Consider the following 18183-nt stretch of genomic DNA (forward strand, 5'->3'; position numbering starts at 1 on the left):
CTACCGTAGACCGGCGGCGGCGCACGCGGCCGCATAGGCCGGCGTGCAGATGTCCTCCACCCTCCAGAATCCGTCGGCGATCACCGTGTCGGCGATGGTGTCCACCGTCACCGCGACCGGCTCGAGGAGGGTCGTCGGGACGCCGTCGATCTCCGTGGGTGCGGTGACCTCATCCCCGCGGACGAGCGTGACGGCGACCTCCGCCGCCAGTCGCGCCTGCGGCTTGATCGCCTTGTAGACCGTCATGTACTGGTCCCCGGTGAGGATCCGCTGCAGCGCCGTGAGCTCGGCATCCTGCCCCGTCACCAGCGGATACGGCGCGACGTTCGCGGCCTTCAGTGCCGAAACCGCTCCGGACGCGGTGCCGTCGTTCGCGGCGTACACCGCGGCGATGCGGTCGCCGAACTGCGAGATCTGGCCCGCGGTCCACTCCTGGGCCTTGTCGGGGCTCCAATCCGGTGTGCTGTACTCGGCCAGCACGGTCACCCCGGCGGCGTCCAGCACCTCCCGCGCCCCCGTCCGGAAGAGGGCCGCGTTGCTGTCGGTCGGGGAGCCGTTGATCATCAGGATGCCGGCATCCTCCCGCTCGGCGGCGTCGAGCCCCGCCACGAGGGTCTCGGCCTGCAGCTGTCCGACCTTCTCGTTGTCGAAGGACACGTGGTAGGCCAGCTCCCCGCCGGAGATCATCCGGTCGTAGGCGATCACGGGAACGCCCTGGGCGTTGGCGGCGGCGACGATCGAGACCGCCGCGTTGCCGTCGACCGGGTCGAGCACGAGGACGTCCGTCCCCGCCGCGAGGGCGGACTCCGCCTGCTGCTGCTGCTTGGCGGCATCCTGATCGGCGTTGGAGTACAGCACGCGGAAGTCGCCGAGCTCCGCGACCCGCTCTTCGAACACCGGGCGGTCGAACGTCTCGTACCGCGCGGTCTTGGCGTCGGGGAGGAGGAGGGCGATCGTGCCCTCGTCGTCGGCGGCCGGTGCGCACGCGGTGAGCAGGGCTGCCGTCAGCGCGGTCGCCGCGAGGACGGCCGCCGGATGCAGGCGGGAGGGGCGCACGGGTCAGGCCGTGATGGGCAGGGTCTGGGCGTCGACGGCGACCTGGTCGAGGGCCGTCGCGATCGCCCCGCGGGTCTCGGCCCATTCGCCGAACGAGGCCTCGACGATCTCGGGGAGACCGTCGGCGGAGGCGAGCGCCGTGCGCTCCAGCGAGTGGCGCATGGGAGCCATGAGGAGTTCGCCCGCGAGTCCCAGCTCGCCGCCGACGATGATGAGCTCGGGGTCGAAGAGGTTGCACAGGCTCGCCGCGGCGACGCCGATGTGGCGGCCTGCGTCGGCGATGACGCGTCGCGAGCTGCCGTCGCCGGACTCGGCGGCCTGCAGGAGATCGCCCAGGCGCTGCATCCCCTCGCCGGGCGGGAAGAGCGAGAGGAGGGCGGGGCCCGCCGCATAAGTCTCGAGGCATCCGCGGTTGCTGCACCGGCAGATGGGGCCGTTCTCGTCGAGCGTGACGTGTCCGATCTGCCCGGCCTTGCCGTTGACCCCGCGGAAGAGATCGCCGTCGACGATGATTCCGGCGCTGATGGTGTGGCCGATGCGGATGAACACCGACGAGCGCGATGCACGGCCGGCGCCCTCTCGGGCCTCGGCGAGACCGCCGAGGTTTGCTTCGCTGTCCACGTGCACGGGGCGGCCGATGCGGGAGGTGAGGCTCTCGGCGACGTCGACGCCCTCCCAGCCGCGGAGGAGCCCGGGGGTGGAGACCATCCCCGTGCGCGGATCGATCGGTGCGGGGAGGGCGAGACCCACCGCGAGGAGATCCGTGACCGATCCGCCGAGGGACTCCATCATGTCGCCGAGTAGGAGGCTCAGCCGGTCCAGCTCCGCGTCGTGGCGGTGGTCCAGGGGGAGCGGAAGCGTGGTCTGGGTGACGGTGGTGCGCGTGGCATCGGCGATGGCGATGCGCAGGTGTCGGGAGCTGAAGTGGACTCCGGCGACGAGCCCGACCTGACGCGCGAGCGAGACCAGTGTCGCGCGCCGACCGCTGCGGGACGTGAACGAGGTGTGCAGTAGCCCCGAGGCGGTGAGTTCCTTGACGATGTTCGACACCGTGGCCGGCGACAGACCCGTGCTTCCGGCCAATTCCACCTGCGTCAGACGTCCGTGGCGCTTCAGCGACTCGATCACGCGCGCACGGTTCGCCTCTCGCAGGGAGGTCTGCGAGCCCGGCGGAGGAGTACGGCGTGCCACGGGACACACTGTACCGCTCGCCGGTGCGGGCGTCAGCGGCGGTCGGCCGCGAGCCGCACCAGGACGATGTTCTCGGCCTCGTCGGTCTCGGCGACGGCGGGATGGGCCTTGAGGAACTCCGAGAAGCTCTTGTGACCGAGGGCCTTCTCGCTGAAGGACGGGTCGAGCCGCTTGATCAGGCTCTTCACCGCCGAGGCGTGCTGCCACTCCGCATCCTCTTTGTCGCTCTCCAGCCGCAGCGCGCGCTCCAGGAGATCGGCGGTGGGATCGGATGCCGCCTTCCGCCCGCGTCGGCGCGTGGGGGTGGACTCCTTCTCCGCGCTCGCGGGGACGGCGACGCCGGGGAGGGCGTCGTACGAGTCGAACTGGTCGCACGCGGCGGCGAGGGACTTCGCCGTGGAGCCGGCGACCCCGACCCCGACGACGAAGCGTCCGAGGCGCTTGCACCGCTGCGCGAGCGGGACGTAGTCCGAGTCTCCCGCGACGATGACGACGTGGGTGAGGTCGGGAAGGCGGAACATGTCCTCCACGGCATCCACCGCCAGACGGATGTCCGCGCCGTTCTTGGCGTAGGCGGCGGCCGGGAAGAGCTGGACGAGGTCCACCGCTCGAGCGACGAGCTGGGAGCGGTACTCGGCGTTGACGGGAGCGGACCAGTCGGCGTAGGCGCGCGTGGTCACCAGCGTCCCGAAGGACGTGGCGTAGTCGATGATGGCGCCGACGTCGATGGTCGCCGCGGTCAACCGCTCGGCGATCTCGGGATCCGTGGCGTCGGCGGCGATCTTCTGCCGGTCGCGGGAGTAGGCGTTGCGTCCGTGTACCCGGTCGTACCAGGACATCACGATGTTGTCGAAGTCGAGATACACCGCCACGCGGGCGCCGGGAGCGGGAGCCATCAGTCCTCCTCCTCCGACGGGTAGCGCACGCCGATGAGGCCGCGGATCTCGTCGAGGGTCTCCATGATCGCCACCGTCTCGTCGATCGGGAGCAGGGCGCTGTCGAGGGTGCCGTCGGCGATGTACGCCTCCGCCGCGAGCGCCTGGAACTGCATCCCGCGCCCGGAGATCTCGGAGCGGTACTCCTCGATGACCGTGCCGTCGGGGCCGATCACGCGGAACGAGGTGGCGTTGTACCAGACGCGGTCGATGTCGATCCGCCCCTCGGTGCCGATGATGTGGGCGACGTTCGGTCCCGACGCCCGGGAGGCCGAGAGCGATGTGGACACGGCCCCGGAGGGGTGCACCATGATCGTGGCGACCTCGGTGTCGGCGCCGGTCTCGCCGAGGCGTCCGGAGGCGGCGATCGAGATCGGTTCACCCAGGATGTCCCACGCGAACGACACGGGGTACACCCCGAGGTCCAGCAGCGCGCCGCCCCCGAGCTCCAGGGCGTTCAGGCGGTGGGTGGGATCCGACGGCAGCAGCTGCGTGTGGTCGGCCATGACCGCGCGCACTTCGCCGAGGGTCCCGGCGGCGATGATCTCGCGGATGCGCGCCATGTGCGGGAGGTAGCGCGTCCACATCGCCTCCATCGCCAGCAGCCCCCGCTCGGCCGCGACGTCGCGCACCTCGGCGGCTTCGGCGGCCGTGAGGGTGAAGGGCTTCTCCACCAGGACGTGCTTGCCGGCGTTCAGGGCGAGGAGGGCCTGGGCGTGGTGGAACGGGTGCGGCGTGGCGATGTAGACGATGTCGACCTCGGGGTCGGCCACGAGGTCCTCGTAGCTGCCGTGCACGCGGGGGATCGCGTACTGCTCGGCGAAGGCCGCGGCCTTCTCACGATCGCGCGATCCGACGGCGACGACGTCGCGGCCGGCGAGACGGATGTCGCGGATGAAGGCGTGCGCGATGCCGCCGGGGCCGAGGATGCCCCAGCGAAGGCTCGGGGATGCGGATGCGGTCATCCTCCGAGGGTAGCGGGCGGGGCGTGGCGAATTAGGCTTCGCAGGGTGAGCACCCCGATCGAGCGCTTCCGAGAGATCCTGCGGATCCCCACCGTCTCGCACGTCGACGAGTCGCTCGTCGACACCGTCGCGTTCGATCTCCTGCACGACACGATCGCGCGGCTCTATCCGCGCGTGCATGACGAGCTCGAGCGCGAGGTCGTCGCCGGGCACGCACTCCTGTACCGCTGGCGCGGCACGACCCCCGAGCGTCCGCTGGTGCTCATGGCCCACCAGGACGTCGTCCCGGTCGATCCGACCGAGTGGCGGCATCCGCCGTTCGCGGCCGAGATCTCGGGCGAAGGGGCGGATGCCGAGATCCACGCCCGCGGCGCGATCGACGACAAGGGCGCCCTCGTGGCGATCCTCGAGGCGGTGGAGGTCGCGCTCGCGGACGGCGTCGTCCCCGCCCACGACGTCTATCTCGCGTTCGGACACAACGAGGAGACCGCCGGTGACGGCGCCCGGGCGATCGCGACGGTGCTCCAGGAGCGCGGCATCAGGCCCGCCCTGGTCCTCGATGAGGGCGGCGCGGTGGTCGAGGGGGTCCTCCCCGGTGTCGGCGTGCCCACGGCCATGGTCGGGGTGGCCGAGCGCGGTGTGATGACGCTGACCCTCACCGTCCACGAGGCCGGCGGCCACGCCTCGACGCCGCCGTCCTTTCCGGCTCCCGCGCGGCTCGCCCGCGCGATCGGGCGACTGCACCGGCATCCGTTCCCCGTGCGCCTGGCCCCGCCGGTGCGGGCGATGCTGGCGACGCTGGCCCCGCACGCGCGCGGGCCGCTGCGGCCCCTCCTCGCGAACCTCGCGGTCACCGCACCGCTGCTCGCCCGCGCCCTCCCGCTCGCGGGCCCCGAGACGAACGCGATCGTCCGCACCACCGCGGTCGTGACCGAGCTGGACGGGGCGGTGGGGGAGAACGTCCTCGCCACGCGCGCGCGGGCGACCGTGAACGTGCGCCTGCTCACCGGCGACACGGTGGAGGCGGCGATCGCGCGCGTGCGCCGCGTGATCGGCGATCCGGCGGTGGAGGTCGAGCTGCGCCAGGGGAGCGACCCCTCCCCGGTCTCGCCGTGGCGCGGCGAGCCGTGGCGGCGGATCGCCACGGCGGTCGCCGACACCCTCGGGACGGATGTCGTCACCACGCCCTACCTGCAGCTCGGAGCCAGTGACAGCCGCTGGTTCACCGGGATCAGCGAGCACGTCTACCGCTTCACCCCGTTCCACCTCACCCGCGCCGAGCGCGACGCCCTGCACGCGCCGAACGAGCGCATCCGCGTGGGCGTGTGGCTGCGCGGCATCGCGTTCTACGGAGCGCTGATCCGCGCGTCCTGAGAGGGCTGCGCCCGCCGACACCCGCCGCCGCGGACACCGGCGGGTGTCGGCATGTTACGGCGCGGTTTCGGCGCGCGAGACGGCGTGCCTAACCTGCCGGAGGCACCGCGATGAGGCGAGCGGGTGTGATCCACCCGCCACCGCGGTCGTCCGTCCGCGCGCGTGGTGTCGACAACCACGAGGAGCACCATGTCCGTCATCAAGCCGCTGTCCGTCACCGCCTTCGCGCTCGCCGTCGCCCTGGGCGTCAGCGGATGCGCATCGACCGCGTCCGACTCCGCGACCGAGGCGGGCAGCGACGGGCCGGTCCGTATCGGTGTGGTCGGTGCGGGGGACCCGTACTGGGCGACGTACGTCGAGGCCGCGGCCGCCGAGGGGATCGAGGTGGAGCTGGTGGACTTCACCGAGTACACGCAGCCGAACCCGGCGCTGTCGGCCGATGAGTTGGACCTCAACCAGTTCCAGCACATCATCTACCTCGCCACCTACAACGTCAGCAGCGCCGACGACCTGCAGCCGATCGGCGCGACGGCGATCTATCCGCTCGGGCTGTACTCCAGCCAGTACGACGATGTCGCCGACATCCCCGAGGGCGCGACCGTCGCGGTTCCCAACGACGAGTCCAACCAGGCCCGCGGACTCCTCGTCCTGCAGTCCGCGGGACTCATCGAGCTCGAGGACGGCGGGTCGATCTTCTCCACGGTCGCCGATGTCCTGCCGGAGTCGAAGGTGACGGTCGAGGCGCTCGACGCCGCCTTCACCGCGACCTCCCTCCCCGATGTCGCCGCCGCGATCATCAACAACGACTTCGTCGCGGATGCCGGGCTCAGCTTCGACGACGCGATCGCCACCGACGACCCGTCCGACCCGAACGCCGTTCCCTACGTCAACATCTTCGCCGCCAAGGCGGCGGATGCCGACAACCCCACCTATCAGCGTCTGGTGGAGATCTTCCAGACCGACCAGGCGGTTCTCGACGGCCTGCAGGAGGCGTCCGGCGGCACCGCGGTGTTCGTGACGACCCCCGCGTCGGAACTCGTCGCGTCGCTCACCGACGTCGAGGACGACATCCGCGCGAACCAGTGACCGCCTCCCTGATCCGCCTCGCGGGCGTCACCAAGTCCTATCCGCCGACGGCGAGGGGCGCTTCGCGCACGCTCGCGGTCGATGACGTGTCGCTGACCATCGCCGCGGGCGAGGTCTGCGGGATCATCGGCTACTCGGGGGCGGGCAAGAGCACGGTGCTCCGCCTCGTCAACGCCCTCGAGAAGCCGACGTCCGGGACGATCGAGGTCGACGGGCGCGACATCACGGGACTTCGCGAGAAGGACCTCCGTGCGCTCCGCGGCGACATCGGGATGATCTTCCAGCAGTTCAACCTGTTCGGCTCCCGGACGGTGGCCGGAAACGTCGCGTACCCGCTGGAGGTCGCCGGTCGTCCGCGTGCCGTCATCCGCGAGCGCGTGGCGGAGCTGCTGGACTTCGTGGGCCTGTCGGCGAAGTCCGGGTCGTATCCGGAGCAGCTCTCCGGCGGGCAGAAGCAGCGCGTCGGGATCGCCCGGGCGCTGGCGACGACCCCCCGCATCCTGCTGGCGGACGAAGCCACCAGCGCGCTGGACCCCGACACGACCCAGGAGGTGCTGGACCTCCTCCAGCGCGTCAACCGCGAGCTGGGCATCACCATCCTGGTGATCACGCACGAGATGGACGTCATCCGGAGACTCGCCGACCGCGTCGTCGTGATGGAGAACGGCCGGATCATCGAGAGCGGCGACGTCTTCGACATCCTCTCGGCCCCGCAGCAGTCGGCCACGCGACGGTTCGTGGCGAGCATCATCGAGGACGTTCCGCGCGGGGAGCAGTGGGAGACGCTGCGGCGGCGGCATCCGGGGCGGATCGTGACCTTCACCGTCCGCGACGGCGATGTGACGCAGTCGGAGGTGTTCGCCGCGCTGAGCGCGGAGGGGGTGCGCTTCGAGCTCATCCACGGGGGGATCAACGACATCCGCGGCCGCGTCTTCGGACACCTCACCCTGGCCGTCGACGGCGATGCGTCGTCCGTCGAGCGGGCGATCGAGCGCGCGTCGAGGTTCGCGCCGCTGACCGAGGAGGTGAACCGTGGATAGGCTCCTCACGCTGCTGCCGGAGCTGTGGGCGGCGACGTTCGAGACGCTGTACGTCGTGTCGATCGCGCTCCTCTTCGGCGGTCTCGCCGGGCTCCTGCTCGGCCTCGCGCTGTACGCCACCCGCCCCGGCAGTCTCTTCCCGCAGCGCGCGGTGTTCGGCGTGCTCAACGTGGTCGTGAACTTCTTCCGGCCGATCCCGTTCGTCATCCTCCTCGCCGCCGTGCAGCCGCTGGCCCGGGGGATCGGCATCCCCGGGATCGGGCCCGAGTTCGGCATCTTCGCGATCAGCCTCGCCTCGATGTTCGCCATCAGCCGGATCGTCGAGCAGAACCTGCTGACGGTCGATCGTGGCGTCATCGAAGCGGCGCGCGCCGCCGGGGCGAGCCGGTCGCGGATCCTCTTCCGGCTCGTGCCCCGTGAGGCGCTCGGCCCGCTCATCCTCGGGTACACCTTCATCCTCGTCGCCCTCGTGGACATGACCGCGATCGCGGGCGCCGTCGCCGCCGGAGGACTCGGGGAGTTCGCGATCGTCTACGGATTCCGTCAGTTCAATCCCGCCGTCACGTGGGCCGCGGTCCTCGTGATCATCGTGATCGTCCAGGCGGTGCAGTTCCTGGGGAACGCGCTCGCGCGGAAGGTGCTGCGCCGGTGATCGCCGCGGGGATGTCGAACTGTTGCGCCCGGTGCTGTGCTCGGGGCCGGTCGGGGAGGACGATGACGCCATGGCCCTGTTGATCGACTCCGCCGACCTGTCCGCGCTCCTCGAGGAGGGTACCCCCGTGCGCCTGCTGGACGTGCGGTGGCGTCTGGACCGGCCCGAGGGTCGGCCCGATTACGTCGCGGGCCACCTGCCGGGGGCGGTGTACGTCGACCTGGAGCGGGAGCTCTCCCGACGGGGCGAACCGGAGGAGGGCCGGCATCCGCTTCCCGCGACGGCCGATCTCCAGCGCGCCGCCCGGCGCTGGGGCATCTCGCGCGGAGATGCGGTCGTGGTCTACGACGACATCGATTCCGTGGCGGCGGCGCGCGCCTGGTGGCTGCTCACCCGGAGCGGCGTCGCCGACGTGCGCGTGCTCGACGGGGGCCTGCGCGCCTGGACCGACGCCGGTCACGCCCTCGAGACCGGCGACGTGCTGCCGGCGCCGGGGGACATCGCCCTCGACGCGATCGACGGCGGCACGATCGACATCGAGGAGGCGGCGCGGTGGTCATCGCACGGCGTCCTCCTCGACGTGCGCGCCGCCGAGCGCTACCGCGGGGAGAGCGAGCCGATGGACCCCGTGGCCGGTCACATCCCGGGAGCGGTGAATCTGCCCACGACGGCCCTGATCGATCGGGGACGCTTCGCCGAGCCCGCGCGGCTACGCGCGCTCTTCGCCGCGGCCGGCGCCGACGGCACGGTGCCGGTGGCCGCGTCCTGCGGGTCGGGGATCGCCGCCAGCCACGCCGTCCTCGCGGGTGAACTCGCCGGAATCGAGGTCACTCTCTTCCCGGGGTCGTGGAGCGCCTGGTCGCGGACGCCGGGACGCCTCGTGGCGACCGGTCCGACGCCGGAGGGCGTGGTGCGACCGGCGTGACGCGCGTCAGCGGGATCCCGCGTCCGGGCGCAGCGCCTTCTGGATGCGCGGCAGCGACACCGGCTCGGCAGTCCCGAGCCCCTGCGCGAACAGACTCACCCGATACTCCTCGAGCAGCCACCGCGCGCTCGTGAGTGCGGGAGCGGCGTTCTCGGGGAGGGGGAGCACGCCGCCGGCATCGGCGTAGAGGGCGGCGGCACGCTCGAACTCGGTCTGGCGCTGCCGGTCGCGGCCGGGGTTGTCGGCCATGCCGTCCAGACGCTCCCGTGCAGCGCGCAGGTAGCGCGGCAGGTGCGCGAGCCGAACCGTTCCGGTGCGGGCGACGAAACCGGGGAAGACCAGCCCCGCCAGCTGCGACTTCACGTCGCCGAGGGCGGAGAGGAGCGTGAGGGAGTTCCGATCACGGATGCCGCGTTCGACGTCGCGCGCCGCGATGAGGATCTTCGCGGCGAGCGAGACCACCCGGAACGTCTCGTCGAGGACGACCGCCGACAGGGCATCCCGCACCCGCTCGAACTCCGCCCGGGTGCGGATCACGCCGTCCGGAGCGGCCTGGCGGAGCACCGCGTCGGCGACGGCGACACGGCCGTCCTCCACGAGGGCCTTCGCCGAGGGGTAGGGCGAGGCGGCGAGGGCGAGCTTCTCGGTCGAGGTGAGGTGGTCCAGCACGTACGTCGCGGGGGAGGGCACCGCCAGCAGCAGCAGTCGACGGATGCCGCGGTGCGTGGCCTCCCGCGCGCGCTCGGGCGTGGACTCCACGCGCAGCGACACCGTCGAGCCGTCGTCGACGATCGCCGGATACCCACGGACGACGCCGCCGGCGACGCGGGTGTCGACCACCTCGGGGAGGGTCTCCGACGGCCAGGAAGTGAGGCCGGACTGCTCCGTGAAGGCCGGCGCGTCGTTCGGCGCGGCATCCTTGCGCGTGCCCGTGCGGGGTGCGCCGCCCCGGGCGGACGGCGTGGCCGTGGCGGGGCGGGAGAGCGAGCGGGACACCTCCTCGCGGGCGCGGGCGGAGAGCGCGGACTGGAGGGCGGCGAGATCCGTGTCGCGTCCGAGCACGCGCCCGCGGCCGTCGACGACGCGGAAAGTGACCTGCAGGTGGGTGGGGACGCGATCGGACTCGAAGTCGTCGGCTGTCACGGGCTGGTGCGCCACGCGCCGGATCCGTCGCGCGAGGGCGGCGCGGAGGGACTCCGGCGGGAGCCCGTCGTGATCCTCCGGCCCCTGTCCTCGCAGCTCCGCGGCGAAGGTGCCCGCCCAGTCTCCGGCGGGGACGACGTGACGACGGATCGCCTTGGGGAGGGCCCGGAGGAGCGCCGTGATCAGCTCGTCCCGCATGCCCGGGACCTGCCAGTCGAATCCTTCGGGGCGGAGGGTGGCGAGGAGCGCGATGGGCACGACCACGGTGACGCCGTCGTCCTCGGCGCCCGGCTCGAAGCGGTAGGCGAGGGTCAGCACCTGGTCGCCCTGGGTCCACCGCCCCGGGAAGTCGCGCTCGTCCCCGCGGGAGGCTTCGTCGACGAGATCCGCCTCGCTCATGTCGAGCAGCCGCGGAGCGCGGAGGGAGTGCTCCTTCCACCACGCCTCGAACGAGCGGACGTCGAACACATCGCGCGGGACGCGGGCGTCGTAGAAGCGGAACACCGCCTCGTCGCCGACGAGGATGTCGCGCCGGCGCTGGCGCTCCTCGAGCCGTTCCAGACGGCGGCGGAGCTCGTGGTTGCGGCGGTGGAACGCGCCCGCGCGCTTGTCGAGGCCGCTCGGATCCCAGTCGTCGTCGACGAGCGCGTGGCGGAGGAACATCTCCCGGGCCAGGGGCCGGTCGAAGCGCGCCAGCTGCACCCGCCGGCGCGCGATGATCTCGACGCCGAAGAGGGTGACCTTCTCGTAGACCGACGCAGCTCCCGCCGTCTGCGACCAGTGCGGCTCGCTGAGCTGGCGGCGGACGAGATCACCCGCGAGGGCCTCGGCCCAGGCCGGGTCGATCTCGGCCACCGTCCGGGCGAACAGCCGCGAGGTCTCGACAAGTTCGGCGGCCATGAGCGCGGAGGGTCGCTTCTTCTTGAGCCCCGACCCCGGGAAGATGGCGAAACGCGCGCCGCGCGCGCCGAGGTACTCCGCCCCCGGTGGCTTGCCGCGTCCGGTGCCACGAGCGGGGGCGCCCTTCGCGGAGGAGCGTTCGTCGAGGATGCCGATGTGGGAGAGGAGGCCGGACAGGATCGCCCGGTGGACGGCATCCGGATCCGCCGGCGCATCGCGGGGCTCGCGACGCTCGTCGCCGGCGGGGCGCAGGAGCTGAGTGAGCTGTCGGTGGACGTCGGACCACTCCCGCACCCGCACGTAGTTGAGGTGCTCGGCGCGGCAGAGCCTGCGGAAGGCGCTCGATCCCAGCTCGTCCTGCTTCTCGCGCAGGTGGTTCCACAGGTTCAGCAGGGAGAGGAAGTCGCTCGTCGGATCGGTGAAGCGCGCGTGGAGGCGATCCGCCTCCTCCCGTCGCTCTTCGGGGCGCTCGCGCACATCCTGGATCGACATGCCCGACACGATCGCCAGCACCGCCGGGAGGACCCCGTCCCTGCGGGCCTGGAGCAGCATGCGCGCGAACCGCGGATCGATGGGCAGCCGCGCGATCTCGCGACCGATGTCGGTGAGCCGGTTCTCCCCGCGTGTGCCGGAGGAAACCGCGCCGAGTTCGCGGAGGAGATCGAACGCGGCCTTGACCCCGCGGGAGTCGGGGGGCGTGAGGAAGGGGAAGCGCTCGATGTCGCCGAACCCGAGAGCGAGCATCTGCAGGATGACGGCCGCCAGGGAGGTCCGGAGGATCTCGGGGTCGGTGAACTCGTCGCGCGTGAGGAAGTCGTCTTCGCCGTACAGACGGATCGCGACACCCGGACTCGTGCGGCCCGCGCGACCGGAGCGCTGCTGCGCCGAGGCCTGCGAGATCGGTTCGATCGGGAGCCGCTGGATCTTGCTGCGTGCGGAGTAGCGCGAGATGCGCGCGGTCCCGGTGTCGACGACGTAGCGGATGCCGGGCACCGTGAGGCTCGTCTCGGCGACGTTGGTGGCCAGGATCACCCGGCGCCGGACGCCGGCGACGCTCGAGCGCTCGAACACCCGATGCTGGTCGGCGGCGCTGAGACGCCCGTAGAGGGGCAGCACCTCGGTCGGCGCGGCATCCTTCGCGTACATGCCGCGCACGGCATCCACTGCGTCGCGGATCTCCGCCTCGCCCGGAAGGAAGACCAGGACGTCCCCGGCGGGTTCGCGATCGAGCTCGCGGAGAGCCCGGAGGATGCCGTCCACGTCGTCGCCGGAGTCGCCCTCGTTCTCGCCCGCGGCCGGAGCCTCCCGGGGTCGATAGCGGACCTCGACCGGATGCGTGCGCCCGGACACCTCGATGATGGGGGCGGGTGTGCCGTCGGCGGAGGCGAAGTGGGCGGCGAAGCTCTCCGGGTCGATCGTCGCGCTGGTGATGATGACCTTGAGGTCCGGGCGGCGGGGGAGCAGGCGGTGCAGGTACCCGAGGAGGAAGTCGACGTTGAGCGAGCGCTCGTGGGCCTCGTCGACGATGATCGTGTCGTAGCGCGAGAGAAGCCGGTCGCGGTGGATCTCGTTGAGGAGGATGCCGTCCGTCATCAGCGCGATCGAGGTGTCGGCGGAGACGTTGTCGGTGAAGCGCACCTTGTAGCCGACGGTAGACCCGAGCGGAACGGCGAGCTCCTCGGCGATGCGTTCGGCGATCGTTCGGGCCGCGATCCGGCGCGGCTGGGTGTGTGCGATCTTCTGCCGGCCGAGGTCGAGGCAGATCTTCGGCAGCTGGGTGGTCTTCCCCGAGCCGGTCGCGCCCGCGACGATCACGACCTGATGGTGCGCGACGGCGTCGGCGATCTCGTCCCGCGCGGCGCTGACGGGGAGCTCCTGCGGATAGGAGATCACGGGCGCGGGCGAAGACATAGCCTTCGATCGTATCGTGCGGAGGGGGCGATGTCTCCGCCCCGCGAGCTTGCAGACCCCGTCCTAGGGTATCGGCATGACCGATTCGATTCCCACGGTGACCCTCAACGACGGTCACCGCATCCCCCAGCTCGGCTACGGCGTGTTCAAGGTTCCGGCCGACGACGCGGAGCGCGCCGTCACCGAGGCCCTCGAGCTCGGCTACCGCCACATCGACACCGCCGCCATCTACGGCAACGAGGAGGGCGTCGGCGCGGCGATCGCGAAGAGCGGCATCCCGCGCGACGAGCTCTACGTCACCACGAAGCTCTGGAACGACCGCCATCACGACGACGAACCGCGTCGGGCCATCGACGAGAGCCTCGGCCGTCTCGGCCTCGAGCAGGTCGATCTGTACCTCGTGCACTGGCCGACGCCCGCCAAGGACGACTACGTCCACGCGTGGGAGCAGATGGTGACTCTGCGCGACGCGGGACTCACGCGCAGCATCGGCGTCTCGAACCACCTCGTCCCGCACCTCGAGCGCATCGTCGAGGCGACCGGCGTCGTCCCCGCCGTCAACCAGATCGAGTTGCACCCGGCCTACCAGCAGCGCGAGATCACCGACTGGGCCGCCGACCACGGTGTCGCCATCGAGTCGTGGGGTCCGCTCGGCCAGGGCAAGTACGACCTGTTCGGCGCCGCGCCCGTGGCCGCCGCCGCCGCCGCCCACGGCAAGACCCCCGCTCAGGCGGTGCTGCGCTGGCACCTGCAGAAGGGCTTCATCGTCTTCCCGAAGTCGGTGCGCCGCGAGCGCCTCGCCGAGAATCTCGACGTGCTGGACTTCACCCTCAGCGCCGATGAGATCGCCGCGATCGACGCGATGGATCCGGGCGACGGCTCGGGCCGGGTCAGCGCCCACCCGGACGAGGTCAACTGACCCCGCTCCCGGCAGCGGTTCCGACTCCTGGTCGGTCGGCGCGTCAGATCGCGCCGACCGACCAGTAGTGGATCCGCCAGAAGTCGTAGGGCACCGTGACGGCGGTGAGGATCGGGTACCAGAACGCCGACATCGCGATCGCCGCGAGGAGGAAGACCGCGACCAGACCGAATCCCGTCGTGCGCCGATGGGCGCCGGCATCCGGGGGGCCGAGGACGTCGCGGAGGGCGTAGGTCAGCGCGAGGATCATGAACGGCAGCATCGCCACGGCGTAGAACTGGAAGATGGTCCGCTCCGGGTACAGCAGCCACGGCACGAATGTCGCCGCGACGCCGAGGAGGGCGAGGGCCGGCCCCGCGGCCGGCCGGCGCACCAGGCGTACGAGCAGGTAGCCCACGGCGATGACGCCGGCGAACCAGATCACCGGGTTCGGCATGCTCGAGATCGTGGCGATGCAGTCGCCCGGGCCGGGGCATCCGGCGTCGCCCGCTGCGGAGCTGGAGGTGTACATCGCCGTCGGACGGAGGAGGAACAGCCACGCCCACGCGGGACTCTGATAGCTGTGCGGCGTGGACAGATCCACGTGGAAGCCGTAGATCCCCTGGTGGTACGTCCAGAGGTTCGCGAGGGCGCCGACAAGATCCCCCGGCGGTGCCGGGACCGTGCCCGTCGTGCGGCCGTATCCCCCGGACGTGAGGAGCCAGCCGCTCCACGACATCACGTAGACCAGGCCCGCGATCGGAACGAGCAGGAGGAAGGTCACCGGTCCCTGCCGGAAGACCGCGTCGCTCGGCCAGAACGTCACGCCCGCGCGCCGGCGCGCGAGGGCGTCGACCACGACGAGATACAGCCCGACCGCCGCGAGCACGTACAGACCCGACCACTTCACCGCGCTCGCGGCGCCCAGCGCCGCGCCCGCCGCGAGCACCCAGGGGCGGTCGACGCTGAGTCGCCCCCACGCCGGGGGGTCGGCGTCCTCGTCGAGGAGGCGCCGGGCCGCGGCCCGACGATCCTGTTGCGCGCGGTCGAGGGCGACGAACCAGAAGGCCAGGACGAGGAAGAAGGTCAGGAGTCCGTCGAGGAGCGCCACGCGGCTCATCACGATGGCCATGCCGTCGATCGCCATGAGGAGGCCGGCGACGGACGCGAAGACGACGGACCCGGTGAGGGTGCGGGCGAGCAGGTAGACGGCGAGAACGGTGAGGGTCCCCACGACCGCCACGCCGATCCGCCAGCCCGCCGTGGAATCCGCGCCGAACAGCGCCATCCCGGCGCCGATGATCCACTTGCCGAGCGGAGGGTGGACCACGAAGCTGCCGTCCGAGCCGAACAGTCCCGTCTCGCCGGCGGCGAAGCGGTCGTCGACGTCGTCGGGCCAGGTCGCCGAGTAGCCGAGGTTCCACTGGCTCCAGGAGTCCTTGACGTAGTACGTCTCATCGAACACCAGGGCGTGCGGATGGCCGAGATTCCACATCCGGAGGATGCCGGCCAGGACGGTGATCAGCAGCGGGGCGACCCACTCCGCGATGCGGAGGATCCGCGGCTCTCCGAGGCGGATCCGCCACCGGTCGTAGACGCTCGGTCGCGGCGCCCCCGCGGGCGTCTCGAGCCGGGCGTGCGTCACCCGCCAAGTCTAGGCTGGAGCGGTGATCATCCTCGCGGCGACCCCCATCGGCAATCTGGGGGACGCCTCGGCGCGGCTCGTGGAGGCCCTCGGCACCGTTCCGGTCGTCGCGGCCGAAGACACCCGCACCACGCAGCGCCTCCTGGCCGCCCTCGGCGTGACCCATCGCCCGCGCCTCGTGGCGCTCCACGACCACAACGAGAAGGAGCGGGCGAGCGAGATCGTCGAGCTCGCGCGCGACGCGGACGTGCTGCTGCTGAGCGACGCCGGGATGCCGACCGTGAGCGACCCCGGGTACGGCGTGGTCGCCGCCGCGATCGCGGCGGGGGTCGGCGTGACCGCCCTGCCGGGGCCGAGCGCCGTCCTCACCGCCCTCGCGCTGTCGGGGCTGCCCACCGACCGGTTCGCGTTCGAGGGATTCCTGCCAAGGAAGTCCGGGGAGCGTCGCACCGTGCTCCGCCAGCTGGCCGCCGAGGCGCGGACGATGGTCTTCTTCGACTCGCCGTCGCGCGTCGCGACGTCGCTGACCGACATCGCCGAGGTGTTCGGTCCCGACCGCCGGGTGGCGCTCGCTCGGGAACTCACGAAGATGTACGAGGAGGTCCTGCGCGGGACCGCGGCCGAGGTCGCCGAGCAGGCGCGGGACGGGATCCGCGGGGAGGTCGTCCTCGTGGTCGAGGGGGCGCCCGCCCGCGAGATCTCCTTCGCCGACGCGGTCGCACAGGTGCGCGCGCAGGTTGCCTCCGGCATCCGTCTGAAGGAGGCGGCGGTGGACGTCGCCGCGCACACCGGCCACACGCGCCGCGATCTGTATCAGGCGGCGCTGGCGTCGCCGGATCGTCACGGCGACGGGGCGTCCGCGGGACCGAACTAGAATTCCCTGGTGAGCACCGGCCGATCCTTCTACATCACGACGCCGATCTACTACCCGAGCGATGTCCCGCACATCGGGCACGGGTACACCACGGTCGCCGTCGACACCCTGGCGCGCTGGCACCGTCAGGCCGGTGACGACACGTGGATGCTCACCGGCACCGACGAGCACGGGCAGAAGATGATGCGCGCCGCGGCGGCCAACGGTGTCCAGCCCCAGGAGTGGGTCGACAAGCTCGTCTCCGAGTCCTGGTTCCCCCTGCTGGAGACCCTCGACGTCGCCAACGACGACTTCATCCGCACGACGCAGGAGCGTCACGAGGAGCGCGTGAAGAAGTTCGTCCAGGCGATCCACGACCGTGGCTACATCTACGCGGGCGAGTTCGAGGCGCTCTACTGCGTGGGCTGCGAGGAGTTCAAGACCGAGTCCGAGATCGTCGACGGCACCGGGCCCTTCGAGGGGCTCAAGGTCTGCGCGATCCACTCCAAGCCGCTCGAGCTCCTCCAGGAGAAGAACTACTTCTTCAAGCTCAGCGAGTTCGGCGACCGGCTGCTGGAGCTCTACGCCACGCAGCCGGACTTCATCCGTCCCGAATCCGCCCGCAACGAGGTCGTCTCCTTCGTCAAGAACGGTCTGAAGGACCTGTCGATCTCGCGGTCCACGTTCGACTGGGGCATCACCGTCCCGTGGGACCAGTCGCATGTCATCTACGTGTGGGTCGACGCGCTGCTGAACTACGCCACCGCGGTCGGATACGGCGCCGAACAGGACGAGTTCGACCGCCGCTGGCCGGCGTACCACGTGGTGGGCAAGGACATCCTGCGCTTCCACGCCGTCATCTGGCCGGCGATGCTGATGGCCGCCGGCGTCGAGGTGCCCCGCGGGGTCTTCGCCCACGGCTGGCTGCTGGTCGGCGGCGAGAAGATGTCCAAGTCGAAGCTGACCGGCATCGCGCCGACGGAGATCACCGACGTCTTCGGCTCCGACGCGTACCGCTTCTACTTCCTCTCGGCGATCGCGTTCGGACAGGACGGATCGTTCTCGTGGGAGGACCTGTCGGCCCGGTACCAGGCGGAGCTCGCCAACGGGTTCGGCAACCTCGCGTCGCGCACCACGGCGATGATCGAGCGCTACTTCGAGGGCGTGATCCCGCCCGAGGCCTCCTACGAGGAGGGCGATCTGCGCATCCAGCGGATCGTCGCCGAGGCGGCGGCTGCCGCGGATGCCGCGATCGAGCGATTCCGGGTCGACGAGGCGATTGCGGCGATCTGGACGATCGTGGACGCGCTGAACCTCTACATCACCGAGAACGAGCCGTGGGCGCTCGCCAAGGATCCCGAGCGTCGGCCGCGCCTGGAGACGGTGCTCTACACGGCCGCCGAGGGTCTGCGCGCGCTGGCGGTGCTGCTGTCGCCGGTCATGCCGGAGTCCACCGAGAAGCTCTGGATCGCGCTCGGTGCCGCCGAGACGATCGGGCGCCTGCAGGATCAGCCGATCCGCGAGGCGGGCGCCTGGGGGGTCCTCCGCCCCGGGACGAGCGTCAACGGTCTCGCGCCGCTGTTCCCCCGGGTGGAGCAGTCCGCCTGAC

General features: G+C 71.5%; 14 protein-coding genes. 8 read left to right on the forward strand and 6 right to left on the reverse strand.

Translation table 11 applies throughout. The features are described from left to right. From KZC50_RS13280 to KZC50_RS13295, 4 genes are read right to left on the reverse strand one after another with little or no spacing between them, the layout of a single operon-like run. Positions 1 to 1056 (reverse strand): sugar ABC transporter substrate-binding protein, encoded by a 1056-nt coding sequence (locus tag KZC50_RS13280; protein ID WP_310891997.1) that lies wholly within the window; start codon positions 1054 to 1056, stop codon positions 1 to 3. 3 nt (positions 1057 to 1059) lie between these two features. Then, the gene (locus KZC50_RS13285) at positions 1060 to 2247 is read right to left on the reverse strand and encodes an ROK family transcriptional regulator (RefSeq protein ID WP_082334778.1); all 1188 of its coding nucleotides are present in this window, start codon (positions 2245 to 2247) and stop codon (positions 1060 to 1062) included. 32 nt (positions 2248 to 2279) lie between these two features. Beyond that, positions 2280 to 3143: an NYN domain-containing protein gene (locus tag KZC50_RS13290; RefSeq protein WP_053548760.1), complete on the reverse strand. Its 864-nt coding sequence runs from the start codon at positions 3141 to 3143 to the stop codon at positions 2280 to 2282. Beyond that, on the reverse strand, positions 3143 to 4147 hold the full coding sequence (locus KZC50_RS13295) for a Gfo/Idh/MocA family protein (protein WP_236968856.1): 1005 nt from the start codon (positions 4145 to 4147) through the stop codon (positions 3143 to 3145). The genes KZC50_RS13290 and KZC50_RS13295 overlap by 1 nt, the downstream gene beginning before the upstream one ends. 45 nt (positions 4148 to 4192) lie before the next feature. Here KZC50_RS13295 and KZC50_RS13300 point away from each other — a divergent pair, with 45 nt between their 5' ends. The 5 genes from KZC50_RS13300 (at position 4193) to KZC50_RS13320 (ending at position 9224) form a co-directional block, all read left to right on the forward strand. Beyond that, positions 4193 to 5521 carry a M20/M25/M40 family metallo-hydrolase gene (locus KZC50_RS13300; protein WP_310891998.1) on the forward strand — a complete coding sequence of 443 codons (1329 nt, stop codon included), beginning with the start codon at positions 4193 to 4195 and terminating at the stop codon, positions 5519 to 5521. A gap of 189 nt (positions 5522 to 5710) precedes the next feature. After that, positions 5711 to 6607 (forward strand): MetQ/NlpA family ABC transporter substrate-binding protein, encoded by an 897-nt coding sequence (locus tag KZC50_RS13305; RefSeq protein WP_310891999.1) that lies wholly within the window; start codon positions 5711 to 5713, stop codon positions 6605 to 6607. Continuing rightward, positions 6604 to 7647, forward strand: a complete 1044-nt coding sequence (locus KZC50_RS13310; protein ID WP_310892000.1) for a methionine ABC transporter ATP-binding protein — start codon at positions 6604 to 6606, stop codon at positions 7645 to 7647. The genes KZC50_RS13305 and KZC50_RS13310 overlap by 4 nt, the downstream gene beginning before the upstream one ends. Further along, on the forward strand, positions 7640 to 8299 hold the full coding sequence (locus tag KZC50_RS13315; protein WP_053548755.1) for a methionine ABC transporter permease: 660 nt from the start codon (positions 7640 to 7642) through the stop codon (positions 8297 to 8299). Before KZC50_RS13310 ends, KZC50_RS13315 begins: the two co-directional genes overlap by 8 nt. A 70-nt stretch (positions 8300 to 8369) precedes the next feature. After that, positions 8370 to 9224, forward strand: coding sequence for a sulfurtransferase (locus tag KZC50_RS13320; protein WP_301133625.1), 855 nt, complete (start codon positions 8370 to 8372; stop codon positions 9222 to 9224). A gap of 6 nt (positions 9225 to 9230) precedes the next feature. Here the strand turns inward: KZC50_RS13320 and hrpA are convergent, their stop codons facing one another. Beyond that, complete coding sequence (hrpA, locus tag KZC50_RS13325; protein WP_310892001.1) at positions 9231 to 13178, reverse strand: ATP-dependent RNA helicase HrpA; 3948 nt, start codon at positions 13176 to 13178, stop codon at positions 9231 to 9233. 76 nt (positions 13179 to 13254) lie between these two features. On the opposite strand from hrpA, the gene KZC50_RS13330 reads away from it, so the two are divergent. Further along, positions 13255 to 14097: an aldo/keto reductase gene (locus tag KZC50_RS13330; RefSeq protein ID WP_301133622.1), complete on the forward strand. Its 843-nt coding sequence runs from the start codon at positions 13255 to 13257 to the stop codon at positions 14095 to 14097. A gap of 43 nt (positions 14098 to 14140) precedes the next feature. Here the strand turns inward: KZC50_RS13330 and KZC50_RS13335 are convergent, their stop codons facing one another. Continuing rightward, positions 14141 to 15721 (reverse strand): dolichyl-phosphate-mannose--protein mannosyltransferase, encoded by a 1581-nt coding sequence (locus tag KZC50_RS13335; protein WP_301133621.1) that lies wholly within the window; start codon positions 15719 to 15721, stop codon positions 14141 to 14143. 22 nt (positions 15722 to 15743) lie between these two features. On the opposite strand from KZC50_RS13335, the gene rsmI reads away from it, so the two are divergent. Together rsmI and metG are read left to right on the forward strand one after the other, a co-directional pair. Beyond that, positions 15744 to 16595 carry a 16S rRNA (cytidine(1402)-2'-O)-methyltransferase gene (gene rsmI, locus KZC50_RS13340; RefSeq protein ID WP_310892002.1) on the forward strand — a complete coding sequence of 284 codons (852 nt, stop codon included), beginning with the start codon at positions 15744 to 15746 and terminating at the stop codon, positions 16593 to 16595. Between the two features lie 9 nt (positions 16596 to 16604). Continuing rightward, positions 16605 to 18182, forward strand: coding sequence for a methionine--tRNA ligase (gene metG / locus KZC50_RS13345; protein WP_310892003.1), 1578 nt, complete (start codon positions 16605 to 16607; stop codon positions 18180 to 18182). The last annotated feature ends 1 nt before the right edge of the window (position 18183 follow it).

Source organism: Microbacterium aurantiacum (genome assembly GCF_031625015.1).
Lineage (GTDB): Bacteria > Actinomycetota > Actinomycetes > Actinomycetales > Microbacteriaceae > Microbacterium > Microbacterium aurantiacum.